The sequence below is a fragment of the Lutispora thermophila DSM 19022 genome, from assembly GCF_900142105.1.
GTDB lineage: Bacteria > Bacillota > Clostridia > Lutisporales > Lutisporaceae > Lutispora > Lutispora thermophila.
Genome location: NZ_FQZS01000029.1, coordinates 1 through 24,972, shown reverse-complemented (window position 1 = coordinate 24,972; position 24,972 = coordinate 1). Strand labels below are relative to the sequence as shown.

The following is a 24,972-nucleotide window of genomic DNA, read 5'->3' as shown; positions in this document are numbered from 1 at the left end:
ATATAAAAGTACAAATTTCCTCAATATATACTTTCTGTAAGGGAAACTTCATATTAGTAAAATTCATTCATAAAAGCCTTGGCATCTTGTGGACTCCAATTTCTTTTTGTCAGAGGTTCTCCATCTTTCAAGTGATGAAATTGATCAATGAAAGTAGGTTTTTTTGATCTATATAAGATGCCTATAGGTATGCCTTCATCCCATTCCAATGCCTTCTTAAAGGCTTCTTCTTTACTATATGGGTCATAATTTTCATCAATGTAATAAACCCTATCCTTATACCACTTGAAAGTATTTACTTTGTTAAAGGTTACGCAGGGCTGTAGTATATCTAGGAGGGAATAGCCCTTGTTTTCTATGGCTGCCTTCATCATAGCTTTCATATGAGTTTTATCCCCAGAGAAGGTTCTTGCCACAAATGAACAATCTTGACTTATGGCAAAGGCCAATGGATTAAAAGGATAAGATTTTACTCCGTCAAACTGCAGAGTAGTAACTTGGTTTAATGCAGTTGTAGGTGAGCCTTGGCCTTTTGTGAGACCGTATATTTGGTTGTTATGAACAAAATGAGTTATATCTATATTTCTTCTTATGTTGTGTATGAGATGGTTACCACCCTCTCCATAAGAATCTCCATCACCTGAATTTACGAAAACAGTTAGATCTTTGTTGGCAATTTTAATCCCCAAAGCAACAGGAAGTGCTCTGCCATGGAGTCCATTAAAACCGTTGGAGTTTATATAATGAGGAAGCTTTGCTGCCTGTCCAATGCCGGATACAGCTACTGTTTCATGAGGTTTTAGGCCCAATTCTTGTAGAGTTTCTTTTAATGCTTCGATTATACCGAAGTTACCGCAACCGGGACACCATGATGTTTTACAATCAAAGTGAAAAGGATTGTTATTCATCAATAGTCACCTTCCTTCACTGCTTTGTATATAAAGTGGGAATCCATTTGTCTTCCGTCATATTTCAACACACTACCGTGACATTTTATTCCTGTTTGCTGTGCTATTAAAGATGCCAATTGGCCAGTGTAATTTTGTTCTACATTTATGAATTTTTTTGCTTTATTGCAGTATTCCAACAGTTTCTTTTCAGGTAACGGCCAAATATCTCCGAATACAAGAGCTCCTACTTCAATGCCATCTTCTCTAAGAAGTCGGACAGCTTCATAGAGAGGACCATAGGTAGAACCCCAACCTATTAATAGCAGTTCAGGGGTTTCAGAACCAAAATAATCCGGTTCTAAAAGCTCTTCCTTGAGCAGTTCCATTTTCTTCATTCTCTTTTTTACCATGGTGTTTCTGATATCAATATCTTCGGATATATGTCCGTATTCATCATGTTCATGGCTGTCTGCCAGAACAAATGAATTCTCATATTGGGAAGGGTATATTCTGGGTGACACGCCTGTATCATTAAATTCATATCTTTTTAAGAGACCTTCATTTTCCGGTTTATCAGATAAGTATCTTTCAATGGTCACCTTATCAAAGTCATAAGGTTTTGTAGTAACTTTGCAATCTGATAGATATTCGTCGCTGAGAAGTATAACAGGAATTTGGTATTTTTCTGCCAGATTAAAGGCTCTTGTAGTCTGATAAAAAGCGTCCTCTGTGTTTCTCAAAGCGATAACCATTCTTGGAAATTCTCCTTGGGCAGCCGATATCACAAATAGAAGATCGCTTTGCTCTGTTCGTGTAGATAGGCCGGTAGCTGGCCCTGGTCTTTGCACGTTTGCAACTACCAATGGAGTTTCAGTGACTCCTGCAAGACCTAGAGCTTCTACCATAAGAGAAAAGCCTCCGCCAGATGTTCCTGTCATGGCTCTTATTCCTGCATATGAAGCACCAATGGCAGAATTGATGGCAGCAATTTCATCTTCTGCTTGATCTACAAAAATCCCTGCCCTTTCTGCATAGCGAGTCATAAATTTCATAATTGTGGTAGAAGGAGTCATTGGATAGGCAGAATAATATGCACAGCCAGCGGCTATAGCTCCTAGAGCACAAGCTTCATTGCCATTAATTAATATATTTCTTTCTGAGGAAGGCTGAGGCATTGTAAAGATTTGAGAAGCAGCCTCATATCCTTCTTTAAGGGCTTTTATGTTTTCTTCTCTGAGTTTGTTAGCGAATCTTACATTTAGATGTTCTATGGCTCTTTCATAGCTAAGACCGAAAATTTTGTATACTGCTCCTAATGCAACAGTGTTAGCCATCCTTGGACTACCTAAGGATTTAGCAATATTCATCATTGGGACTTTTATAGTTTTGAAATCTTCGATTTCTATTGATGAATCACATAATATAATCCCCTTTTTGTTTAACCTGCCTTGATGAAGCTTTATGGTCATTTCATCTAATGCAATTATTAAGTCCAGATAGGGCCAATGAGAATATATAGGAGAGTCTCCCAAGCGTATCTGGGTGAAGTTGTGACCGCCTTTAACTCTTGACATATAATCCTTGCTAGAATAAACATAATAACCCATGTTATTAAGGGTTTTCTCAAATATATCACTTATGGTCTCAATACCTTGACCGGCTTCACCACCAATTAGAATATTGTACTCCAAATCAATACCTCCTTTGTTAAGATATGATAATAGATAATAATTGAAAAACAGGTTGTACCGAATCTAAGGATTTCGATACAACCCATTTATTACTGAATATAAATACACACTCCTACCAAACCTGGCCCTGTATGAACTCCAAGGGCAGGTCCAATCTGGCCAAATAATATATCTTTTACATTAGGCAGTTTTGACAGGGTTTCTTTGATCTTTAATGCTTCTTTTTCTGCATTACCATGCATGACTGCCAGTCTTACTATATTTTCCTCTGAAAATTCCTTTACAATTTCCACTAACTTATCCAATGACTTTTTCCTACCTCTTACTTTGGCGTGACTATAGTATTTACCCTCTTCATTTACTGATATAATGGGTTTGATATCCATTATATCTCCAATGGTGGCGGCTACTGTATTTATTCTACCGCCTTTCTTCAGATACTCCAATACGGGGATGCAATAGAATAATTTTATTTTTTCTCTTATAGACAGAATTTTTTCCTTTATTTCATCGATTTTTAGGCCTTCAGCAATCATTTTTGCAGCTTCATTGACCATGAAACCAAGGCCTATAGATAAGCTTTTGGAATCTATTGTTACAATGTTTAAATCAGGGAAATCTTTGCTTATCATTTTAATCATATCATAAGTTCCGCTTAGTCCGCTGGAAATATTGATGGACAATATGTTCCTTATTCCTTGTTCCCGTAGAGATTGAAACAGATTTGTACAATCTGATGGAGAAGCCATGGAAGTTTTAGGTATTTCGTGGGGCATTCTGTCATAAACCTCTTGGGGCGTAATATCTACTCCATCTCTATATTCCTTGTCTCCATATATAACCCTTAGGGGAAGGGTAAAGATAGAGTGCTCCTTTAGTATTTCTGCTGGTAAATCACAGCTGCTGTCTGTTATCAATGCGATTTTGTTTTTAGTATTGTCCATCCATATTCCTCACTTTACAATATTTTAACCCACCAGATTTTATTCTGGATTTATTAAGCAATTCTTAATGAAAAGATGCGAAAGTCCTTTCTTTACATTAGAATTGATGATGTTTCTACTAAACTTTGCTTTTTTTGAGTCTAGATTCAATAGAGCTTAAACGAAAGGCTTCCCTGTTTATTATATTTTTAAATGGAAGCCTTTTTTAATTACTCTTATTATATTATTTATTTTGCCAAAAATAAACACAAATTATTTAATCTCATCCATAATTTTTTTTATCATTGCAGGAGCTATCTTGCATTTATCTTCTGACACAGCGCATACAGCAAATCTTAAACCTTTTTTCAATGGAACTAGGAATAGGTTTTGTTCAATTAATTTGTCGCTGATTTCTTTTGCATTATCACAAGGTATGCTTATGAAGAACCCATCTCTGTATGGAAGGATTTCCAGATCTACTTCATTAGCAGCTTTTACAAAAGCTTCTGCTCTTTTTTGAAGCATTGATTTATATATTGCTTTCTCTTCTTCATAGGCCTTCAATTTTGCAGGGTCTTTGGAGATTCTTGACATAACCTCCATAGCTGCTCTGTTGCAGTTTGACCAGTTGGCTCTGCTTGAATGAGAGCAGGAATAATAGAATTCATCAGCAATGTCTTTATTTGAAGATATGCATATGGCCGCTCCTAATCTCATGCCATACATGGTATAGCCCTTTGATAAGCTATATCCCACAACAACCAGTATATTTTCAGGAAGATTGGAGAAGAGCTTGAAGAATTTTCTTCTTTCGTTTTCTTTACCTGCAAAGTCTATATAGGCCACATCTATGAATAGAATTATCTTGTTATTCTGATCTTTTGCATTTTCCTTCATTATGTTGATAACTTCAACCCATTCTTCATCAGATAAACTATATCCTGTTGGATTTTGGGCGGGGCTGTTTATTATGGCAACCAATCTTTTTTGCTTGTTTAACAGTGTTTCAAAGTTTTCTTTAAAGGATTCTATATTGAACTCATTTTTTTCATTAAACAGCTTGTAAAAAGCGACTTTTCTACCAAACTCCTCAGATATGGTAACGTATGGTTTCCAGTACCAGTCAGATACTAATATAGTATCTCCAGGGTTAGTGTAGTTATAAATAGTATGTCTTACTGATCCAGTTCCTCCAGGAGTAGCGACAGCTTTTATGTAGGCATCAGGCCTAAATTCTTTAAAGCAGGCTTCTTGTACGGCTTCTAAAAAATCCGGTTGTCCAGCTACTTGAGCATAAGCTGCAAAACATGCATTGGGCATTGATTTCAGTTCATCGTATACTGTCTTCATGCAAATTAGGTCACCATTATCATCTGCCAATGCACCTAACGTGGAATCGATTACATTTTCCTTGCCATATTTTTTGATTGCTTCTTGTGCCTTTGCAGCAAGACCGAAAATAGCATCATCTTCTTTAGGCCATATTGCGTGGTCAGCTGCCATACTGCTTATCATAAAATCACCTCATATATTAATAATAATTCTACCTTCATTCTAACCTGATAATAAACCGGCGTCAATGATGGTTGTTTTTCATTTTGCCCTTTACATTTACATTGGATACGGATAAAATTAAAATACGGGTTTAATTTTATTTATTATTCTGTAAATTTAATATATTTATGGGGTAATAATATACATATAGGGTAATATTTGGTCAAGTATGTAAGTCATATATAAAATAACCTATTAAGGGGGAATTCATTATGAAAGATTACAAAACCGAAAACCTAAGAAATGTTTGTCTTTTAGGACATGCCAGCGCCGGTAAGACTACTATCGGTGAAGCTATGCTTTTTAACACAGGAGTATTGGACAGATTTGGGAAAGTTGATGATGGAACTACTACCTTAGATTACGATCCTGAGGAAGTTAGAAGAAAGATCTCCATAAGTGCAGCAGTAGCTCCATGTGATTGGAAAGATATCAGAATTAATGTAATTGACACCCCTGGGTACTTTGACTTTGTTGGCGAAGTAATATCAAGCCTTGATGTTTGTGATGCAGCAATTATCCCTGTAGACAGTGTATCCGGAGTAGAAGTAGGAGCAGAAAAGGCATGGGATATGGTTACTCAAAAAGGTATACCCGCCCTATTTTTTATAAATAAGATGGATAGAGAAAATGCAAACTTCTCAAAGGTGTTTGAGCAGCTAAGAGAAGTTTTTGGCAATAAATTAGTTCCTTTGGCAATTCCTATCGGAGCAGAGGCAAGTTTTAAAGGTGTTATAGATCTTATTGATATGAAAGCCAGAACTACTGAAGGAAATAAAGTGGTAGAAAATGATATACCTTCAGGTTATGAAGATATGATAGAAGAATTCAGAAGCATGATTATTGAAGCTGCTGCTCAGGCCGATGAAGAACTGATGGAAAAATACTTCAACGGTGATGAATTGACTAAGGAGGAAATAATAAAAGGCTTGAGAATAGGCGTTGTTTGCGGTGATGTAGTTCCTGTTCTTTGTGGTTCTGCTGTAAAGAATATAGGAGTTATATCTCTAATGAATACTATAGCAAACTATTTCCCAGCACCTTCTGATGTTGGAGAGTATAAATGCAAGAATGCAAAATCTACAGCTGAAGAGAATCGCAAATATGATGTAAATCTTCCTTTCAGCGCTAAGGTATTTAAAACTGTTGCTGACCCCTTTGTAGGAAAGATTTCCCTGTTTAAGGTTATGTCAGGCTACATAACTTCAGATACTGAAGTTCTAAATTCCAATAAGGAGAAAAAAGAAAAATTAAGCGGTTTGTTTTTATTAAGAGGTAAAAAGCAAATTCCTATGACAAAACTTGTTGCAGGAGACATAGGAGCTATAGCAAAACTTCAGTTTACAACTACCGGAGATACATTATGCGATCCCCAGAATCCCGTAACTTTTGACCCAGTTGAATTCCCTGTACCAAACCTTACTATGGCTATAGAACCTAAATCAAAAGGTGATGAAGATAAGATAGGAAACGGACTACAAAGACTTATAGAAGAAGATCCAACATTGAGAGTTGAGAAGAATGTTGAAACCAGACAGACTTTGATTTCCGGTTTGGGAGAACAGCATCTTGAAATTGTTACTAAGAAACTTCAAAATAAATTTGGTGTTGATGTTGTACTAAAGGATCCAAAAGTACCATACAGAGAAACCATAAGAAAATCTGCAAAGGCAGAAGGAAAGCACAAGAAGCAATCCGGTGGACATGGACAGTATGGTCATGTATGGATTGAGTTTGAACCAATATTAGATGGCAGTGCGGAATTTGAATTTGTTGATAAGATAGTAGGAGGCGTAGTTCCAAAACAGTATATTCCTGCTGTTGAAAAAGGACTGAGAGAATGCATGGAAGAGGGAGTATTGGCAGGTTATCCTGTAGTTAATGTAAGATGCATATTATATGATGGATCATATCATCCTGTAGACTCCGCAGAAATGCCTTTCAAGATCGCGGCATCACTGGCATATAAGAAAGGTATGGCCAATGCAAATCCGGTTCTATTGGAACCCATCTATACTGTAGAAGTCTTAGTTCCAGACCAATACATGGGTGATATCATAGGCGACTTGAATAAAAAGCGTGGAAGAGTCCTTGGCATGGAACCTGAAGGAAAGCTTCAGAAGGTTACAGCGGAAGTACCATTGGCAGAGATGTTCAAATATGCAATTGATTTGAGATCCATGACTCAGGCAAGAGGAGGCTTCAGCATGAAGTTTGCAAGATATGAGGAAGTTCCTGCCCAAATAGCTCAAAAGGTAATTGAAGCAGCTAATTTGGAAAGGGAGAAAGAACAGTAATATAAGGGCTTTGAATATTGAAATACAGCAGATCCTTGATTTGCTGTATTTTTATTTAATCCGTATGAGAGTATGGTTTTACCTTAATATGAACTTCATTGTTAGTAAAATACTTTCAATGAAAGCAATTCTTATGAGAATATTTATTTTTTACTTTCATAAACTAGTAGTAAGAAGGGTTTCCTGCGAAAATATTTAAACAATCAAGGAACCCTCCCTATACATTATAAAGACCATCATGTCACAGGAGGTTGTTTAATGATTCAAAGAAGAATGACTCTTGATCATCCAATAGGATTACACGATGTGAGAAAAGTTGTTGAAAGAATAAAGAACATCGGTGAGGGAGAAGAGTTAGTAATACAGATGAGCAGTCAAGATTCTTTTAGAGCAGAAGGTATTTTTTCCGTGTTAGATAAAAAAGATTATCAATGGACAGCCAAAGGAGGACATGATGGAAATGATTACTATATTGTGGCGAGAAAGAGATAACCGTGATTGAAAATAGAAAGGTATAAAGGTTGCATGTTTATCATGTAACCTTTTTTTAATCAATTTTATGCACAAAAATACTTGCATCCAAAATTATGTAGTTATATAATAAAATTAAAGTCAAAGAAAGTCAAAGTCAGAAAGAGTGATGATATGGCAAGGATAAGTGATATAATAGAAGAGTTTATCAATGATTTGATTAAAGAAGCAGAAGGAACCATTGAGATAGGAAGGAATGAGCTTGCTGGCTATTTCAACTGTGCTCCTTCTCAGATAAATTATGTATTGACAACCAGATTTACTGTAGACAGAGGATATTATATCGAATCAAGAAGAGGAGGTGGCGGTTGCATAAGGATATCTAAAATTGGTATCGACAAGCAACAGTACCTTAACAATCTCCTCAATAAGCAAATAGGACCCGATTTGAATAAAGAAAAAGCCTATAGTTTTATTGATGCAATGTGCAAAGAAGGGGTTATAACCGAAAAAGAGGGCAAAATAATAAAAGCCGCCGTTGATGACAACAATCTCTCAGCGGTACCTAAATCCTTGAGAGATGAAGTGAGAGCTACTTTATTGAAAGCCATGTTTGTTTCAGCATTATTATAAATTCTATACTGGAGGAGATTTTATGTTATGTAATGAGTGCGGCAAAAGGCCGGCTACTGTTCATATAACCAAGATTGAAAATGGCAAAAAGACCAATATGCATCTTTGTGAACAATGTGCTTTAGCTAAAGGAGCATTATCTATAAATACAGGTTTTTCTATAAATGATTTATTGACAGGCATATTGAATAGTGGAACCCCATTGCCATTTAAAGTAGATTTTATGGATGATCCTGTTTGTCCTGTATGTGGTATGAAGTACAGCCACTTCAGGGAAACGGGAAGATTTGGTTGCGGCAGCTGTTACAACAGCTTTGGTGAACGACTGACACCATTGTTTAGAAGGATTCACGGAAACATAAGCCATACAGGGAAAATTCCCAATAGAGCAGGAACAAAGTTTAAAGCCATGAGAGAGATGGAATATCTTAAGGCTGAGTTGGCAGTTGCAATAAAAAATGAAGAGTATGAAAAGGCTGCAGAGATAAGGGATAAAATAAGAGCCCTCGAAAAAAGCAATGGGAGGGATGAATGATGGGTGGTTGGATTACTCAGCAAGGCCCTCAGAATGAAATAGTATTGAGCAGCAGGGTTAGATTGGCTAGAAATATAGTGAATACACCATTTCCTGCTTATTTAAGCATGGAAGAAGCAAAAGGATTGATAAATCAAGTGGAAGCTGCTGCCAAGAAAAATCATGAGAGAGGATATAAGCTGTTGGTTATGGATGAGCTTCCTAATATAGAAAGGCAGGTGCTATTGGAAAAGCATCTGATTAGTCCGGACCTTATAAAAAGTGCCAAAGGTGCTGCTCTCATATCCCAAGATGAATTGTTAAGCATTATGATAAATGAAGAGGATCATATTAGAATTCAATGCATACTTCCAGGTTTGCAAATGAAAAGTGCTTGGGATATGGCCAATAGTGAAGATGATGTGTTGGAACAAACCCTTGATTATTCTTATGATGAAAAGCTGGGATATTTAACTTGCTGTCCTACAAATGTAGGTACAGGTATGCGGGCATCTGCTATGGTACACCTGCCTGCATTGAACATGATTGGGAATATAGGAAAGATTTTGCAGACAGTAACTCAAATAGGATTGACCATAAGAGGCATATATGGGGAAGGCACAGAATTTCAGGGAAATTTGTTCCAAATATCAAATCAGATAACATTAGGGCTATCAGAGGAGGAAATAGTCCAAAATATCAGTGCTGTAACATCTCAAATAGTAGAAAAGGAGAAGGAAGCCAGAAGCCTTTTATTGAACAATAACAGAATTCAGCTAGAAGATAGGGTTTGGAGAGCCTGGGGCATTTTGAAAAATGCAAGGGTCATTACATCTCAGGAGGCCATGAAGCTTCTGTCAGATGTAAGGCTTGGTATGGATTTGAATATAATAGAGAACCTAAGTGTATCTATTATAAATGAAATAATGATAGAGATACAACCTGCAAACATACAGAAATATGCGGGAGAAGAATTAAGTCCGGAAGCCAGGGATATAATAAGGGCAGAAATAATAAGGAAAAAGCTATAGTGTTTTCCATGAAAAGGGAGTGATATTATGGGTATGTTTGATAAATTTACTGAAAGAGCTCAAAAGGTCTTGTTGTATGCTCAGGAAGAAGCTCTAAGGTTGAAGCATAATTATATCGGTACCGAGCATATATTATTAGGCCTTGTTAAAGAAGGACAGGGAATTGCTGCCCAGATCATAAAGAACAAAGGCATGGATTTGGAAAGCATGAGAAATGTGGTAATATCAATGGTTGGTATGGGAAGTGAATCTGTCGGCCAAATATTAGGCTATACCCCTAGAACCAAATATATAATTGAAAGCAGTGCAGAAGAAGCAAGGAGCCTTGGACACAATTATGTTGGTACAGAGCATATACTTCTTGCGTTGATGAGAGAGGGAGAAGGTATTGCAGCTCAGATACTCAAGAGCATGGGATTGACTTTGGAAGATATAGAGAAAGAATTGAGCAAGCAATTAAAAAGTGAAAATGGCCCTTCTGCCAAGGGAGGAAAGTTTAATGCAAAAAAAACCAATACCCCAAATCTCAACCAGTTCGGAAGAGACTTGACGGAGATGGCAAGGGAAGGAAAGCTTGATCCTATTATAGGCAGAGAGAAAGAAACTGAAAGAGTTATTCAGATATTAAGCAGAAGAACCAAAAACAATCCTGTTCTCATCGGTGATCCTGGAGTAGGTAAGACAGCCATAGCTGAAGGCCTTGCCCAGAAAATTGCAGAAGGTGCTGTACCGGAAATATTGAAGGATAAAAGAGTTGTGACTTTGGATTTGTCTGCAATGTTAGCAGGGTCAAAATACAGAGGGGAATTTGAAGAAAGATTAAAAAATGTAATGAACGAAATAAGAGAATCTAAGAATGTAATATTGTTTATAGATGAAATGCATACCATAATTGGAGCCGGTGGAGCAGAAGGAGCAATAGATGCGTCTAATATATTAAAGCCGGCTTTAGCCAGAGGAGAAATACAGGCAATAGGTGCTACCACATTGGATGAGTATAGGAAGCATGTCGAAAAGGATGCAGCATTGGAAAGAAGATTTCAGCCTGTAATGGTAGGAGAGCCCACAAAAGAAGAAGCCATAAAGATTTTGGAAGGATTAAGAGATAAATATGAAGCTCATCATAAAGTGAAAATTACAGATGAATCCATAAAAGCAGCAGTAGAACTTTCTGATAGATATATAACAGATAGATTCCTGCCTGATAAGGCTATAGATCTCATAGATGAAGCGGCTTCAAGAGTTAGGATAAAAACTTTTACAGCACCACCTGATGTAAAGAAACTGGAAGAGGAGCTTGCTTCTTTGGAAAAAGAAAAAGCTGAAGCTATAAGTACTCAAAACTTTGAAAAGGCAGCAGAGATAAGGGACAAAGAGCAACAGTTGAAAAAGGAGTTAGAGTCTGTTAAAAAGCAATGGAACGAAAAAGCCAATGAAAATGAACTGATAATTGGAGAAGAGGAAATTGCATATATTGTATCCTTATGGACCGGAATACCTGTAACTAAACTGGCTGAAGAAGAATCTCAAAGACTCCTGAATCTCGAAAAGATTCTCCATGAAAGAGTAATAGGACAAGGGGAAGCTGTTACAGCTGTTGCTAAGGCAATAAAAAGAGCCAGAGTAGGGTTAAAAGATCCTAAGAGACCAGTGGGTTCATTCATTTTCCTCGGACCTACAGGAGTAGGAAAGACAGAGTTATGCAGAGCATTGGCAGAAGCGTTGTTTGGTGATGAAAATTCCGTTATAAGGATAGATATGTCTGAATATATGGAGAAGCATACCGTTTCAAGGCTTATAGGATCTCCTCCAGGATATGTGGGATACGAAGAGGGCGGACAGCTCACGGAAAAGGTAAGGAGAAAACCCTATTCGGTAGTATTGTTGGATGAAATAGAAAAAGCACATCCTGATGTATTCAATATACTTCTGCAAATACTTGAGGATGGAAGACTTACAGATGGCAAAGGCAGAACTGTGGATTTCAAGAATACTGTGGTGATAATGACATCAAATGTGGGAGCGAGCACCATTAAAAGACAAAAGGTCATGGGATTTACTTCTGCCGCAAATGAAAAGGAAGAAGCCTATGAAAGAATGAAGGAAAATGTGATGGAAGAACTGAAAAGAACCTTCAGGCCAGAATTTCTTAACAGAATAGATGATGTAATAGTATTCCATCAATTAGAAGAAGAGCACTTAAAGAGCATAGTGGAATTAATGTTAAAATCCTTAATCAATAGAATAAAGGAAATGGATATAGATATAGATGTGACTGATGAAGCCAAAGCTCTATTGGTGAAGAAGGGTTTTGATCCGGTTTATGGAGCAAGACCTTTAAGACGTGCTATACAGAAGATGGTGGAAGACAAACTTTCGGAAGAGATGCTTGCCGGCAATGTTAAATCAGGAAGCAAAGTGATTATAGATACAGACGGAGAAAATCTGGTATTTAAACAAGGGGAAATTCATTAAGAAAAGCCCGTGTCCCTTAGGCTCAGATTGCTTTCATAAGTCCGAATCCGGGGCACGGGTTACTATAATCTGTTTCCTGAATGTGCAGATAAATAGGACAGGCAGCTTTAGGATGAAGGGAGGAATTAAATGCCGAAGTTAAAAACTAAATATGTATGTACAGAATGCGGATGCGAATCTCCAAAATGGATGGGTAAATGTCCTGAATGTAATCAGTGGAACACATTTATTGAAGAAGTGGACACCAAAACAGTTGCGGCATCCTCTGCTTCATTGATAAATGCTGCAAAACCACAAAAAATGAAGGATATATCCATGGAAGAAGAAATGAGGCTTAGCACCGGATTAGGTGAGTTGGACAGAGTATTAGGTGGAGGTATTGTAAAGGGATCTCTGGTACTTGTAGGTGGAGACCCGGGGATAGGAAAATCAACTCTTTTGCTCCAATTATCCAACAATGTAGCCAAAAATGGTTTGAAGGTACTGTATGTATCAGGAGAAGAATCTTCAAAACAGATAAAGATAAGAGCCCAAAGAATGAACTTGGATTCTGAAAGTATATATCTGCTTTCGGAAAATAACATGGAATATATACAGCAGAATATACAAGATATAAATCCAGATGTGCTTATCATGGATTCAATACAGACGGTTTATAATCCCAGCATATTATCAGCTCCAGGCAGTGTGAGCCAAGTAAGGGATGCTACAGGTAACTTAATGAGGATTGCTAAAGGTGATGGAATTACAGTGTTCATTGTAGGACATGTTACAAAAGCCGGAGCTATTGCAGGACCAAGAGTCTTGGAACATATGGTGGATACGGTTCTGTACTTTGAAGGGGATTCCCATATGTCCTACAGAATTTTGAGAGCTGTAAAAAACAGGTTTGGTTCAACTAATGAACTAGGCATATTTGAAATGGCTGATACAGGATTGACAGAAGTTATAAATCCTTCTCAAATGCTGCTATCGGGACGAATGAAAGGAGTTTCGGGATCTGCCATAATAGCTTCCATAGAAGGTACTAGACCAATGCTGGTAGAGGTGCAAGCTCTTTTAAGTTATACAAACTTTGGAGTGCCGAGAAGAGCAGCTACAGGGGCAGATTACAACAGAGTAGTTCTTCTTATGGCTGTCCTTGAAAAGAGAGTAGGGCTTCAATTGCAAAACTATGACTCCTATGTAAATGTAGTAGGAGGTATAAGACTTAATGATCCATCTTCAGACTTAGGCATTATTGCAGCAATAGCTTCAAGCTACAAAGACAAAGAAATTGATGATAGTGCAGTTATAATAGGAGAGGTAGGTTTGGCAGGGGAAGTAAGAGCAGTGAACTTTATTGAGAAGAGAATAAATGAAGCCTATAAGTTAGGTTTTACAAAATGCATTATTCCTTATAACAATTTTAAGAATTTGAAAGGCAGCGCAAATATAAAGGTTTATGGAGTTAAAAGTGTTGAGGAAGCTCTTGATATAATAATATAAACCCTGCCAAAAAGCAGGGTTTATATTAAAACATATTGTATATACCCAAAGTGTTCAATTGCTCATATTCCTTTTCCAACACGGTATTAAGGCTTATGCCTAAAGCGTTGCATAATGATGTGATATAGAATAGATTGTTGCCTATTTCCTTTTCGATTATATCTCTACAGTTTTCACAAAGCTCGCCTTCTATATGTGTGCTCATGTAATTCTTTAGATCTTCTATATCTGCATCTAAAGGAATTGATTGTTTCTTTCCGTTTACCTTAATGCATCCGCAGTTTGTAACAGATTTTGCTACAGCTCTGTTGACTCGTGCCTGAGATTCTCCAAGTTTTGTCATAATGTCCAGAATACTCTTATGTCTTATTAAAAGCTTGGATACGTTTTGCTGAAAGTCTTCGCATATAAATTCCTTCAATGTATATCACTCCTAAGCTCATGTATACATAAACTGTACTATAAGATAATTATAGAGTTATGTAATTTAGTTGTCAATGTAAAAAAACTATTGACAAGCCTTAATATATGTGATAACGTTCAACATTTAACGACTGGAAACTACATAATATGGTCAAATATTTATACATTGGAGGGATTTTATGTTTCATGTGGGTGATAAAGTTGTTTATCCCATGCATGGTGCTGGAATAATAGAATCTATTGAAGATCGGGAAGTTTTTGGGGAGATATCAAAATATTATATAATAAAGATGATTCTGGGGCAGATAAAAGCTATGGTGCCCGTTGACATAGCTGATTCAATAGGGATAAGAAGAATAGCTGATAAAAAAGAATATGATGAAGTCATTAGAATTCTCACAGGAAGTTGCAAAGCCATGGATAAAAAATGGAACATAAGATTTAGAGAAAACGAGGCGAAGTTGAAAAAAGGTGACATAAAGGATATAGCAGAAATTGTAAATTATCTTAATTATATGAACTCAAGAGGCAAGCTATCTACAGGTGAGAAAAAGATGCTGGATCAATCAAAGCAAATGCTGGTAAGCGAGATGGCTCTGATTCAAAATATACAGTATGAAGAAATGGAAAAGAATGTAAACAAAATATTAAATATCTATGAATTTTGAGGCACCGGGGTTTTTAAAAAATCTGAAGTCTGTTATAATTATCATAAATTTCTTTTGGTTTAAAAATTCCTAGTTTGGATATACTTTAAAGGAGGTGAGAAAAATTGATAAGAAAAATATTAGTTTGGATTTTAACTTTGCTGGGAGTTGTCCTCGGGTCCGAGGCCACCTATCTTTTACTGAAATTTCTTAATGTAACCCATCTTTTTGGTTATGAAATAACTGATTTAAGAAAAATACTTGCTATTGTAGTATCTGGAATTATTGGCGGAATTATATTTTATTTATTATCTCCTTGGATTATAAAACAAGGCACCCAATCTACACGCAAGGTAGAGAAAACACTGCAGAAAATACCTACTAATGAAATTATTATAGGTTCTATAGGATTAATTATCGGACTTATAATTGCAAACTTGATAAGCGGTCCTTTAAAACTTTTACAGATAGCTTGGCTTACAAGCATAATATCCATATTGCTGTATATTCTATTAGGCTATCTGGGTATTAGTATTGCTATCAAGAAGAAAGAAGACCTGGTAAATATTTTCTCATTTTTAAAGAAGATAAATATTAAAGATAAAGGAAGCAAAACTGAACACAAAGTACAACCGAAAGTTTTAGATACAAGTGTTATAATAGATGGCAGAATAGCAGATATAGTAAAAACCGGATTCGTAGAAGGTCCTTTGATAATACCAACCTTTGTGCTGGAAGAACTTAGACATATTGCGGATTCTTCCGATGGTCTCAAGAGAAACAGAGGAAGAAGAGGGCTTGACATATTGAACAAGATTCAGAATGATATGGATATACCAGTTGAAATAATAGAGAAAGATTTCGATGATGTAAGCGAAGTGGACACTAAGCTGTTGAAAGTGGCGCAAATGCTTGGCGGGAAAGTTGTAACCAATGACTATAATCTCAATAAAGTTGCAGAATTCCAAAGAGTTCCTGTGTTGAATATCAACGAACTGGCTAATGCAGTAAAACCTGTTGTACTGCCAGGAGAAGAAATGATAGTGATGGTCATAAAGGATGGAAAAGAGACTGGTCAAGGAGTTGCTTATCTGGACGATGGAACTATGATTGTAGTAGATGGAGGAAGAAAATTCATTGGAGAAACTATTACAGTTGTTGTTACAAGCGTTCTGCAAACTGCGGCAGGTAGAATGATATTTGCAAAGCCTAAAACTGCAGCCGATAAGGTTTCCTAAGATTGGAGATAGGACTTATGAATACGGCGGTTATTGTTGCTGGTGGAAAAGGAACAAGAATGAATATGGGTATTAACAAACTGTACTTAGACATCAAGGGTAAGGCTATACTTGCCCGAACCCTTGATGTTTTTTTTGCATCCCATTCAATTGACGAAGTTATATTGGTCATCGGTCAAGGTGATGAGGAGAACTTCAAAGAAAAAGTTCTGAATGACATAAATATTTGCAAACCATTTAAATTAGTTACAGGGGGAAAGGAACGGCAGGATTCTGTCTATAATGGCATATCCAATATGAGCAAGGATTCAGATATTGTGGTTATACACGATGGCGCAAGGCCTTTTATAACAAAAAATCTTGTTGAAGAATCCATAAATCAGGCAAAGATTTATGGAGCAGTTACCCTGGGTGTGCCGGCGAAGGATACAATAAAGATAGTAGGAGAAGATAGGTTCATTATAAACACCCCTGATAGATCATCATTATGGCTAACCCAAACCCCCCAAACATTTGCAACCCATATTATTGTACAAGCCTATGAGTTTTGCCGCAGCAACGGTATAATGGCCACAGATGACGCTATGCTGGTGGAGAAAACAGGATATAGGGTAAAAATGATAGAGGGAAGCTATGACAATATAAAAATAACAACACCGGATGATATGATACTTGCTGAACTATTATTGGAATCAGGGAGGATTAAGGATGTTTAGAATCGGCAATGGATATGATGTACATAAATTGGTTTTGGGACGAAAGCTTATTTTAGGCGGGGTTGAGATACCCTATGAAAAAGGGTTGTTGGGACATTCTGATGCAGATGTACTGATACATGCCATAATGGACGCTCTTCTGGGAGCTTGCGGCAAAAGAGATATAGGTTTTATGTTTCCTGATACAGATGATGCTTATAAGGATATATCAAGCCTAATCTTGCTGGAGAGGGTTTATGAAGAAATAAAAAAGCTGGGATATGGAATATCAAATATTGATAGTATTATTGTGGCACAAGAACCAAAGTTGTCTCCTTATATAGATGGTATGAGAAGCAATATAGCCTTTGTATTAGGTATGGAACTTGATAGAATCAATATAAAAGCCACAACAACTGAAGGACTTGGATTTGTGGGAATGGGAGAAGGGATGGCTTCTTATGCCGTAGCTTGCTTATATGCATTTGAGGATAGGTGAAGTAGATGAAAAAGAGAAGAATAGTTTTCGGTGGAAATAAAGCAACTCTTATGTCTATAATTCTTATCCTGGGTATGAGTTTTTTTGCTAAACTATACATGCCGGCAAAAAATATAGATAAACCGGGTTATACAATTACTTATTTGGGACATGAGTATACTTATGCAGAAACTGTAAAGTCCTCTCCATATAAATTTGTAAAGCCTAAGAATGGAAGCGAAGAGGGTTTTACTGTGTTGCTTATGCGCAAGGATAAAAGAGATCAAATTCCTGAAGAAATTTATGTTTATGTTGGAAGCAGGCATTATCTGAAATATATTTTAACTATTGACACAAAATAGCTTTTTTCTCATAATATTATATAAGATAAAAGACACATAAGTTAATAAATGATGTTATGACCGGGAAGAGTAAATATATTAATACCATCAGAGATAAGCCTCCGTCGGCTGAAAGGGGCTTTTGGGAATAATATATTGAAGTGCGCCCGTTAGCACCTGTGGTGAAATAAGTAGCCATTGGCGGCAATGCCGTTAAAAGTTTGAGTGATAAAAAGAGTGGAACCGCGTCATATGTCGCCTCTTGCAGAGGCGGCATTATTTTTTCTAAGAGAAAAATAATATGTTAATTATTAACGATACTAAGATATAACGGAGGGATGATCATGAAATTATATAATACAATGACCAGAAGAAAAGAGGAATTTGTTCCCTTAGTGCCAGGAGAGGTTAAGATGTATTCCTGCGGACCCACTGTGTACAATTACTTTCACATAGGTAATGCCAGACCATTTATAATATTTGATATTTTGAGAAACTATCTGGAGTATAAAGGATATAAAGTAACCTTTGTGCAAAATTTTACCGATGTGGATGACAAGATTATTAAAAGGGCCAAGGAAGAAGGTATTACTGAAAAAGAAGTTGCGGATAAATATATTGAGGAGTATTTTAAGGATGCGGAAGGCCTTGGTATAAGAAGAGCTGATTATCATCCAAGGGTAACAGAGCTTATATCGGATATAATTAATGTCGTGAAGAAAATTCAGGATAACGGCTTTGCTTATGAAGTTGACGGAGATGTTTACTTTGATACAACTAAGTACAGAGAATATGGAAAGTTATCTAAGCAAAACCTGGAGGAGTTGGAAGCAGGCGCCAGGGTAGAAGTGGGAGAACATAAAAAGCATCCTATGGATTTTGCCCTCTGGAAGAAACAGAAGCCAGGAGAGCCGGCATGGGAAAGTCCATGGGGCATGGGAAGACCTGGTTGGCATATAGAATGCTCAGCCATGTCAATGAAATACTTGGGAGAGACCATAGACATACATTCAGGAGGACAAGATCTCATATTCCCCCATCATGAAAATGAAATTGCTCAAAGCGAAGCAGCTACAGGAAAGCCCTTTGCCAGGTACTGGATGCACAATGGATTTATCAACATCAATAATGAAAAGATGTCCAAATCCTTAGGCAATTTCTTTACAGTGAGGGATATAAGCAAAATGTACGATCTTGAGGTTGTAAGGTTGTTTATGATATCGTCCCACTACAGAAGTCCAATAAATTTCAGCAAGGATTTATTGGACAGCACAAAGAACAGTTTGGAAAGATTATATATTGCCAAGAATAATCTGTTGCATCTATTGGAAAATGCAAAGGACAGGGATGAGACAGAAGAGGAGAAAGCATTAAGAGAAAAATTGATGACCCATAAAGACAAGTTTATTGAAGCTATGGACGATGATTTAAACACTGCGGATGCAGTTTCTGCTATCTTTGATCTGGTAAGAGATATAAACTCCAATATAAATGAAAACTCTCCCAAGACTTTAATCCAGTTTGCCTATGATCTATATATGGAATTGGCAGGTGTTCTTAGAATTGTTACTAAAAAAGAAGAAAGCCTCGATGATGAAATAGAGAAGCTTATTGAAGAAAGACAGAAGGCCAGAAAAGAGAAGAATTGGGCTTTGGCTGATAAGATAAGAGATGATTTAAAGAGCAGAGGAATAATTCTTGAGGATACACCTCAAGGAGTAAAATGGAGAAGAGCATAATTTTATGGATAAAGGAAATCAGTCTATGGAATATGACTCAATAAGAAAAGAATACAACCAATATGTAAGAAAGATGCAAGATGACATAATGAGTGATGTAAAGACATCGGATATACAGATGTATAACCCTTCCGTGTTGGCATATATTGGAGATTCCGTATACGAGCTTTTTGTAAGAACACTTTTGGTATCAAAGGGAAACGTGTAGGTTTCAAAGCTTCATAAAAGAGCGATACTTTTTGTTAAGGCCAAGGCACAGGCGGAGATGGCTGATAAACTGGGAAGTTATCTTACTGACGAAGAGAAAGATATAGTAAGAAGAGGAAGAAATGCCAAAACCACTTCCATGCCCAAAAACGCAGAGTTGTCTGATTACAAACATGCTACAGGTTTTGAAGCTTTATTAGGTTACCTGTATTTAAATAACAGAGTGGATAGGCTTATGGAAATACTGAATCTCATAATTGAGATAAGTGGAAAAAATGACTAGGGAATGAAGTGCTGCATTCCCTAGTCATTTAAGCATAAGAATACTTCAGAACAGTTTTTACAGTCATCTGGTTTTACTGCTATACATCTCCTTGGCACAACTTCAATGGGTCGCATCATATCATGATCTTCATGCTCCAATATGTGGCAATGATATACATATCTGCCGGTGTATGGGCCAAAGCGCATAGCAATACGAGTAACAAAACCAGGTGGTGCTATAACAGTATCCTTCCAACCCCTTTCATTGGCAGGAGGTAATTCTGATTCGCCGGTAAACAGTAATTGCCCAGTAAGATTGTATACATCTACGTCAAAGGGTGTACGATCTAATATCTGGAATTGTATTTGATGCACATGAAGGGGATGGTATGCCAGACCTTGATTTATTAGTCTCCAGATTTCAAGATCTCCTACTACGGGATTCTCTGTAATTCCATGCATATATTCGTGGTTGCTAAGCAAAAATAGCAACCTATTGAATTTATCCGTTGTTACATCAAAACTTATATCTCTGATTCTTGTTGCATCGCACTCATTGTATCTCTTAATGGTGCTTAAAAACTGTGGAACTGTGCTGGTGTCATCACCTCTTCGTTCTATGACTCTAAACTGCATGACCAAGCCGGTGGTTTGGGGATCAGGTGGGGCTCCAAAATCAAATGGCGTTCTGGCACTATTAGTCATGACAATATTTGTACCTACCGGTTGATTTGAAAAATCAATAACGACATCAATACGTTCTGCTGGAGATATGACTATTTCATCCAATCTGACCGGGCGCTGCAGCAGACCTCCGTCGGATCCTATCTGTATAAACTGTTGTCCTGAATCCAGCCTTAGACGATAGAATCTCTGATTTGAGCCGTTTAAAATGCGGAAACGATATTTTCTCTGTTCCACTTCCAGATAGGGCCAAGCTTTTCCATTAACAACAATAGTATCACCTGTAAAGCCGGGGATAATAGACGGGTTGGGAAAATCCGCTGGAGGATCAGGAACATTAACGGTAGATGGATAGAACAATGAACCATCCTCGTTGAATGTTTTGTCCTGTATAAGCAAAGGTATTTCGTATTTGCCTGAAGGTAGGTTCAGAGCCCGCTCTTCCTCGTTTCGTATGATATACATTCCAGCCAGTCCTGCATAGACATTCAAACGTGTAATTCCCAGAGCATGATCATGATACCATAGTGTGGCAGGACGCTGAGTGTTCGGGTACTTATAAACCTTGTGAGTAAAGCGGGGTCCACACATTTCAAAATTTCTTGTGTACCAAGCTTCAGGATGTCCATCACTATCAGGCTCAACCTCGGCTCCATGCAAATGCACAACGGTTCTTACCTGGGGCATATCGCTGCCTGCTCCATGGATGCTATTGTCTATGGGTAGGAAATGTTCGTCGGGCAAATTATTTATCCATTTCACATGAACACATTCACCCTGTTCAGCTTCTATGGTCGGCCCAGGAAGTTGGTTTTCATATCCCCATACTTTTGTTGGAGGTAGTTCACTGTGGAACTGGTGAAAGAATTCTTCCATTTTAACTTCATAGTATGTGATGCCCCTAGCGCGTTCTTTTGGTTTAAGAATTCTAGGTATAGGAAGTGCATCAACAAAAGGTCTGACAGCCATAATATACCACTCCTATAAATATTATTAAGTATTTCTTGGTTTATAATTATGTAATCAGAGATAAAATGTTACATGTGAAGGAAATACAGAACTCCCGACTATTTTCATGTAGACAAACAAGGTCAATAACTCTAAAATGTAATATATAGATGAAGAATGGTATGAAATGGGGATGGATGTAAATGAAAGTTGAATTGATACGCTATACTCCTGAGCCTGAGAAGCTTGTAGCTGCGGCAGCGAAGTTATGTTATTCAAAGGTAGGTATAGATGGAATACTTGAAGGGCTAGATGAATCCAAAACAGAGAAATTTTTGAACATGTTAATGGATTTAGGTCACGAAAGTCCTATAGAACATGTTTCTTTTACATTTGGGGTTGAAGGGATTAGCAGAGTTCTATCTCACCAGTTGGTGAGGCATAGGATTGGATGCTCGTATTCTCAACAATCTCAAAGGTATGTAAAGCTGGATCAATTTGAATACATAATACCACCGCAAATAGAGGAAAATGATGAGGCACGTCAGCTTTTTATAGATGCTATGAAAAGAGATCAGGAAGTATATGATAAGCTGGTAGAGATATTATATAAAGAGAATTATAAAAAATATATAGAAGAAGGCAAAACAGAAAAGCAAGCAGCACAAATGGCTGAAAAGGTTTCAATAGAAGACGCAAGATATGTATTTCCAAATGCCTGTGAAACAAAAATTGTATTTACCATGTCTGCAAGAGCATTATTGAATTTTTTCAGAATGAGATGCTGCGAAAGAGCTCAATGGGAAATAAGAGAAATGGCGACGGAGATGCTGAAAAAAGTAAGAGAAGTTGCCCCAATACTATTCAAAAATGCAGGACCAGGATGTTTGAATGGTCCATGTCCGGAAGGAAACATGAGTTGCGGAAAGCTGCCGCAAATCCGTGAAAAATTCAAAACGCTCTGATTTCATATGAACTGATATAGCATGTCCCATATGAAAGGAATACAGATTATCAATAATGAAAATAATAAAAACAGAAATTAAGAAAAAAGGATGATGCAAATGGCATTTGTCGGAGATAAAAGAAATAAAAAAGACAGACAAAATAGACAAGATAAAAATACCGTAACCGGATATAAGAAGGATCGTAAAAAGGCAATAGAAAAGAACTATAAACAAGCAAGAGGAATGTTTGAAGAAACGGATGAAAGAGATGATTATTATATAAATCTCATAGAAGGAAGAAATCCTGTATTGGAAGCATTGAAATCAGGGAGAGAAATAGACAAACTCTTCGTCCAAAGTGGGCAACTGGAAGGATCAATTAAGCAGATTATTGCCATAGCAAGGGACAAGAATATACTCATCAAGGAAGTTGATAAGGCTAAGCTGGATAAAATGTCCAAAACCAAGAGCCACCAAGGAGTTATTGCGTCTGCGGCCCTATATAAATATTATGAAGTAGATGATATATTGGATATAGCCAAGGAAAAAGGGGAAGATCCTTTTATAGTCATATTGGATGAAATAACAGATCCTCAGAACCTGGGTTCAATTTTGAGGAGTTGTGATGCAGCAGGAGTTCATGGGGTCATAATACCAAAAAGGAGAGCTGCAAGCCTGACGCCTATAATAGGTAAAATATCTGCAGGAGCTGTAGAGTATGTGCCTGTTGCAAAGATTACAAATATTAATCAGACAATGAGCTATCTCAAGGAAAAGGGTTTATGGATTGCAGGAGCAGATGCTTCGGGTGAGACGTATTATGAAAAGGATTTGACAGGACCATTGGCATTGGTGGTAGGAAGCGAAGGCAAAGGGCTTGGAAGGATAGTTAAAGAAAACTGTGACTTTATCGTAGGTATACCAATGTCAGGGAATATATCTTCTCTTAATGCAGCAGTTTCCTGTGCGGTTTTGATATTCGAAGCTAAGAAGCAAAGATTGAAGCAAAAAACTATAGGAAGTCTCCAAGAAGGAAGCATTCACTGATTCATACTACAACTTTACGATTATAAAGAGAATATTCTTTCTTATGCATGGGGGATATAAGGAATGAAGTCCCCCTTCTATATAAAAAGGTGTTGGAGATTTTAAGTAACCTTAATTATCCTCTACATGGCTGTATTGTTATCCTTGAAAAACGATGATTAAATATGTATAATAAGATAGATGGTTGGAGCTAATAAAAGCTTGGAGGCGATATAGTGGAAGCGAATGCAAAAAAAGACGATGTACTTAGCTTTGATAGCATGATGGACGAGGAATTAGTCTTAAAGGCTAGAGAAGGAAACAAGGAAGCTTTGGAATATATAATAAACAAGTACAAGAACTTTGTCAGGGCAAAAGCCAGATCATACTTTCTCATCGGTGCGGATAGAGAAGATATAGTTCAGGAAGGAATGATTGGATTATATAAATCCATAAGAGATTTTAAGAATGATAAACTTTCATCTTTCAGAGCCTTCGCAGAGCTTTGCATAACAAGACAAATCATTACTGCTATCAAGACCGCCACTAGACAGAAACATATTCCACTAAATTCGTATATTTCCCTTAATAAACCGATTTATGATGAAGAATCAGACAGAACTCTGCTAGATATACTGACAGCTACAAAAATTACTGATCCGGAAGAGCTGATTATCAGCAGAGAAGAACTTTGTTCAATAGAGTCAAAGATTGGTGAGATTCTTAGCGATTTAGAATTAGAAGTGCTTATGTCCTACCTTCAAGGCAAATCCTATCAGGAGATTGCCGTTGATTTGGACAGGCATGTTAAATCTATAGATAATGCGCTTCAAAGGGTAAAAAGAAAATTGGAAAAGTTTCTCGAGACGAATAATGCTTAGTTATATTGACAAATGAATTATAGCATATTATAATAACTAATTAGTTACTCTGGTTTTGATATGGGGAAATTCCCGAGTGGCCAAAGGGGGCAGACTGTAAATCTGTTGTCTCAGACTTCGGTGGTTCGAATCCACCTTTCCCCACCAAACTCTGCGGGCATAGTTCAATGGTAGAATTCCAGCTTCCCAAGCTGGCCGCGCGGGTTCGATTCCCGTTGCCCGCTCCAGAGATACGCCCATGTAGCTCAGTAGGTAGAGCACCGCCTTGGTAAGGCGGAGGTTCGCCGGTTCAAGCCCGGTCGTGGGCTCCATTTTATGATACACCAGGCAGAGTTTATTAACCAGAAGTAAATAAATCTTTTTTATTTTTTATTTTAATGATACATATAAAGGAGGAAAAGATAAGAAATGGCAAAGGCTAAATTTGAAAGAACCAAACCCCATGTAAACATAGGAACCATTGGACACGTTGACCATGGTAAAA

23 protein-coding genes, 3 tRNA genes, 2 pseudogenes and 1 other annotated feature are annotated in these 24,972 nt (G+C 37.2%); of the genes and pseudogenes, 22 read left to right on the top strand and 6 right to left on the bottom strand.

Features of this window, described 5'->3' with window-relative positions; genetic code table 11:
• Positions 1–53 precede the first annotated feature (53 nt).
• From BUB48_RS15550 to BUB48_RS15535, 4 genes are all read right to left on the bottom strand, one after another.
• A complete protein-coding gene (locus tag BUB48_RS15550) occupies positions 54–908 on the bottom strand; it encodes a 2-oxoacid:ferredoxin oxidoreductase subunit beta (protein WP_073027445.1) in 855 nt (284 codons plus the stop codon).
• The gene (locus BUB48_RS15545; RefSeq protein ID WP_073027442.1) at positions 908–2,581 is read right to left on the bottom strand and encodes a 2-oxoacid:acceptor oxidoreductase subunit alpha; all 1,674 of its coding nucleotides are present in this window, start codon (positions 2,579–2,581) and stop codon (positions 908–910) included. The genes BUB48_RS15550 and BUB48_RS15545 overlap by 1 nt, the downstream gene beginning before the upstream one ends.
• An 89-nt stretch (positions 2,582–2,670) precedes the next feature.
• Positions 2,671–3,525, bottom strand: coding sequence for a DegV family protein (locus BUB48_RS15540; RefSeq protein ID WP_073027440.1), 855 nt, complete (start codon positions 3,523–3,525; stop codon positions 2,671–2,673).
• Between the two features lie 252 nt (positions 3,526–3,777).
• Positions 3,778–5,022, bottom strand: coding sequence for a pyridoxal phosphate-dependent aminotransferase (locus BUB48_RS15535; protein ID WP_073027437.1), 1,245 nt, complete (start codon positions 5,020–5,022; stop codon positions 3,778–3,780).
• Positions 5,023–5,273: 251 nt separating this feature from the next.
• On the opposite strand from BUB48_RS15535, the gene fusA reads away from it, so the two are divergent.
• The 7 genes from fusA to radA all read left to right on the top strand — a co-directional run bounded on the left by fusA (position 5,274) and on the right by radA (position 13,970).
• Positions 5,274–7,358, top strand: a complete 2,085-nt coding sequence (fusA, locus tag BUB48_RS15530) for an elongation factor G (RefSeq protein ID WP_073027435.1) — start codon at positions 5,274–5,276, stop codon at positions 7,356–7,358.
• Positions 7,359–7,616: 258 nt separating this feature from the next.
• Complete coding sequence (locus BUB48_RS15525; protein ID WP_073027433.1) at positions 7,617–7,850, top strand: hypothetical protein; 234 nt, start codon at positions 7,617–7,619, stop codon at positions 7,848–7,850.
• A 153-nt stretch (positions 7,851–8,003) separates the two neighbouring features.
• Positions 8,004–8,462 carry a CtsR family transcriptional regulator gene (locus BUB48_RS15520; RefSeq protein WP_073027430.1) on the top strand — a complete coding sequence of 153 codons (459 nt, stop codon included), beginning with the start codon at positions 8,004–8,006 and terminating at the stop codon, positions 8,460–8,462.
• Positions 8,463–8,484: 22 nt separating this feature from the next.
• On the top strand, positions 8,485–8,997 hold the full coding sequence (locus BUB48_RS15515; protein ID WP_073027427.1) for a UvrB/UvrC motif-containing protein: 513 nt from the start codon (positions 8,485–8,487) through the stop codon (positions 8,995–8,997).
• Positions 8,997–10,007, top strand: a complete 1,011-nt coding sequence (locus BUB48_RS15510) for a protein arginine kinase (RefSeq protein ID WP_073027425.1) — start codon at positions 8,997–8,999, stop codon at positions 10,005–10,007. The genes BUB48_RS15515 and BUB48_RS15510 overlap by 1 nt, the downstream gene beginning before the upstream one ends.
• A gap of 27 nt (positions 10,008–10,034) precedes the next feature.
• Entirely contained in the window at positions 10,035–12,482 is a 2,448-nt protein-coding gene (locus BUB48_RS15505) for an ATP-dependent Clp protease ATP-binding subunit (protein ID WP_073027423.1), read from the top strand.
• Positions 12,483–12,611: 129 nt separating this feature from the next.
• Entirely contained in the window at positions 12,612–13,970 is a 1,359-nt protein-coding gene (radA, locus tag BUB48_RS15500; RefSeq protein WP_073027420.1) for a DNA repair protein RadA, read from the top strand.
• Between the two features lie 25 nt (positions 13,971–13,995).
• On the opposite strand, the gene BUB48_RS15495 is transcribed toward radA, so the two are convergent.
• Positions 13,996–14,391 carry a nucleoside triphosphate pyrophosphohydrolase family protein gene (locus tag BUB48_RS15495; protein WP_073027417.1) on the bottom strand — a complete coding sequence of 132 codons (396 nt, stop codon included), beginning with the start codon at positions 14,389–14,391 and terminating at the stop codon, positions 13,996–13,998.
• Positions 14,392–14,572: 181 nt separating this feature from the next.
• Between BUB48_RS15495 and BUB48_RS15490 the strand changes: the two genes are divergently transcribed.
• The 8 genes and pseudogenes from BUB48_RS15490 to BUB48_RS18655 all read left to right on the top strand — a co-directional run.
• The gene (locus tag BUB48_RS15490) at positions 14,573–15,061 is read left to right on the top strand and encodes a CarD family transcriptional regulator (RefSeq protein ID WP_073027414.1); all 489 of its coding nucleotides are present in this window, start codon (positions 14,573–14,575) and stop codon (positions 15,059–15,061) included.
• A 104-nt stretch (positions 15,062–15,165) separates the two neighbouring features.
• Positions 15,166–16,278: a PIN/TRAM domain-containing protein gene (locus BUB48_RS15485; protein ID WP_073027412.1), complete on the top strand. Its 1,113-nt coding sequence runs from the start codon at positions 15,166–15,168 to the stop codon at positions 16,276–16,278.
• 17 nt (positions 16,279–16,295) lie between these two features.
• Positions 16,296–16,994: a 2-C-methyl-D-erythritol 4-phosphate cytidylyltransferase gene (ispD, locus tag BUB48_RS15480; protein ID WP_073027409.1), complete on the top strand. Its 699-nt coding sequence runs from the start codon at positions 16,296–16,298 to the stop codon at positions 16,992–16,994.
• Complete coding sequence (gene ispF / locus BUB48_RS15475) at positions 16,987–17,472, top strand: 2-C-methyl-D-erythritol 2,4-cyclodiphosphate synthase (RefSeq protein WP_073027407.1); 486 nt, start codon at positions 16,987–16,989, stop codon at positions 17,470–17,472. Before ispD ends, ispF begins: the two co-directional genes overlap by 8 nt.
• A gap of 5 nt (positions 17,473–17,477) precedes the next feature.
• A complete protein-coding gene (locus BUB48_RS15470) occupies positions 17,478–17,813 on the top strand; it encodes a hypothetical protein (protein ID WP_073027405.1) in 336 nt (111 codons plus the stop codon).
• A gap of 47 nt (positions 17,814–17,860) precedes the next feature.
• Positions 17,861–18,058, top strand: a binding site (T-box leader).
• A gap of 78 nt (positions 18,059–18,136) precedes the next feature.
• On the top strand, positions 18,137–19,531 hold the full coding sequence (gene cysS / locus BUB48_RS15465; protein WP_073027403.1) for a cysteine--tRNA ligase: 1,395 nt from the start codon (positions 18,137–18,139) through the stop codon (positions 19,529–19,531).
• 4 nt (positions 19,532–19,535) lie between these two features.
• Positions 19,536–19,739, top strand: coding sequence for a hypothetical protein (locus tag BUB48_RS18660; RefSeq protein ID WP_242944260.1), 204 nt, complete (start codon positions 19,536–19,538; stop codon positions 19,737–19,739).
• Positions 19,740–19,754: 15 nt separating this feature from the next.
• A pseudogene (locus BUB48_RS18655) lies at positions 19,755–20,021 on the top strand (Mini-ribonuclease 3); the annotation flags it as partial.
• Between the two features lie 20 nt (positions 20,022–20,041).
• Here the strand turns inward: BUB48_RS18655 and BUB48_RS15455 are convergent.
• Positions 20,042–21,655 (bottom strand): multicopper oxidase family protein, encoded by a 1,614-nt coding sequence (locus BUB48_RS15455; RefSeq protein WP_073027401.1) that lies wholly within the window; start codon positions 21,653–21,655, stop codon positions 20,042–20,044.
• A 182-nt stretch (positions 21,656–21,837) separates the two neighbouring features.
• On the opposite strand from BUB48_RS15455, the gene thyX reads away from it, so the two are divergent.
• From thyX to BUB48_RS18980, 7 genes and pseudogenes are all read left to right on the top strand, one after another.
• On the top strand, positions 21,838–22,599 hold the full coding sequence (thyX, locus tag BUB48_RS15450) for an FAD-dependent thymidylate synthase (protein WP_073027399.1): 762 nt from the start codon (positions 21,838–21,840) through the stop codon (positions 22,597–22,599).
• Between the two features lie 225 nt (positions 22,600–22,824).
• Positions 22,825–23,628, top strand: a complete 804-nt coding sequence (rlmB, locus tag BUB48_RS15445; protein WP_175548439.1) for a 23S rRNA (guanosine(2251)-2'-O)-methyltransferase RlmB — start codon at positions 22,825–22,827, stop codon at positions 23,626–23,628.
• 215 nt (positions 23,629–23,843) lie between these two features.
• The gene (gene sigH, locus BUB48_RS15440; protein ID WP_073027397.1) at positions 23,844–24,488 is read left to right on the top strand and encodes an RNA polymerase sporulation sigma factor SigH; all 645 of its coding nucleotides are present in this window, start codon (positions 23,844–23,846) and stop codon (positions 24,486–24,488) included.
• Between the two features lie 62 nt (positions 24,489–24,550).
• Positions 24,551–24,635 (top strand) — tRNA-Tyr (locus tag BUB48_RS15435).
• Between the two features lie 6 nt (positions 24,636–24,641).
• Positions 24,642–24,715, top strand: a tRNA-Gly gene (locus BUB48_RS15430).
• A gap of 7 nt (positions 24,716–24,722) precedes the next feature.
• Positions 24,723–24,799: transfer RNA gene (locus tag BUB48_RS15425), tRNA-Thr, on the top strand.
• A 97-nt stretch (positions 24,800–24,896) separates the two neighbouring features.
• Positions 24,897–24,972, top strand: a pseudogene (locus tag BUB48_RS18980) (GTP-binding protein); the annotation flags it as partial.

Excerpts from the sequence above, each read along its gene's own strand:
- BUB48_RS15550 (WP_073027445.1), bottom strand. The coding sequence starts at position 908 with ATGAATAACAATCCTTTTCACTTTGATTGTAAAACATCATGGTGTCCC.
- BUB48_RS15540 (WP_073027440.1), bottom strand. The coding sequence starts at position 3,525 with ATGGACAATACTAAAAACAAAATCGCATTGATAACAGACAGCAGCTGT.
- BUB48_RS15535 (WP_073027437.1), bottom strand. The coding sequence starts at position 5,022 with ATGATAAGCAGTATGGCAGCTGACCACGCAATATGGCCTAAAGAAGAT.
- fusA (WP_073027435.1), top strand. The coding sequence starts at position 5,274 with ATGAAAGATTACAAAACCGAAAACCTAAGAAATGTTTGTCTTTTAGGA.
- BUB48_RS15525 (WP_073027433.1), top strand. The coding sequence starts at position 7,617 with ATGATTCAAAGAAGAATGACTCTTGATCATCCAATAGGATTACACGAT.
- BUB48_RS15520 (WP_073027430.1), top strand. The coding sequence starts at position 8,004 with ATGGCAAGGATAAGTGATATAATAGAAGAGTTTATCAATGATTTGATT.
- BUB48_RS15515 (WP_073027427.1), top strand. The coding sequence starts at position 8,485 with ATGTTATGTAATGAGTGCGGCAAAAGGCCGGCTACTGTTCATATAACC.
- BUB48_RS15510 (WP_073027425.1), top strand. The coding sequence starts at position 8,997 with ATGGGTGGTTGGATTACTCAGCAAGGCCCTCAGAATGAAATAGTATTG.
- BUB48_RS15505 (WP_073027423.1), top strand. The coding sequence starts at position 10,035 with ATGGGTATGTTTGATAAATTTACTGAAAGAGCTCAAAAGGTCTTGTTG.
- radA (WP_073027420.1), top strand. The coding sequence starts at position 12,612 with ATGCCGAAGTTAAAAACTAAATATGTATGTACAGAATGCGGATGCGAA.
- BUB48_RS15490 (WP_073027414.1), top strand. The coding sequence starts at position 14,573 with ATGTTTCATGTGGGTGATAAAGTTGTTTATCCCATGCATGGTGCTGGA.
- ispD (WP_073027409.1), top strand. The coding sequence starts at position 16,296 with ATGAATACGGCGGTTATTGTTGCTGGTGGAAAAGGAACAAGAATGAAT.
- ispF (WP_073027407.1), top strand. The coding sequence starts at position 16,987 with ATGTTTAGAATCGGCAATGGATATGATGTACATAAATTGGTTTTGGGA.
- BUB48_RS15470 (WP_073027405.1), top strand. The coding sequence starts at position 17,478 with ATGAAAAAGAGAAGAATAGTTTTCGGTGGAAATAAAGCAACTCTTATG.
- cysS (WP_073027403.1), top strand. The coding sequence starts at position 18,137 with ATGAAATTATATAATACAATGACCAGAAGAAAAGAGGAATTTGTTCCC.
- BUB48_RS18660 (WP_242944260.1), top strand. The coding sequence starts at position 19,536 with ATGGATAAAGGAAATCAGTCTATGGAATATGACTCAATAAGAAAAGAA.
- BUB48_RS15455 (WP_073027401.1), bottom strand. The coding sequence starts at position 21,655 with ATGGCTGTCAGACCTTTTGTTGATGCACTTCCTATACCTAGAATTCTT.
- thyX (WP_073027399.1), top strand. The coding sequence starts at position 21,838 with ATGAAAGTTGAATTGATACGCTATACTCCTGAGCCTGAGAAGCTTGTA.
- rlmB (WP_175548439.1), top strand. The coding sequence starts at position 22,825 with ATGTTTGAAGAAACGGATGAAAGAGATGATTATTATATAAATCTCATA.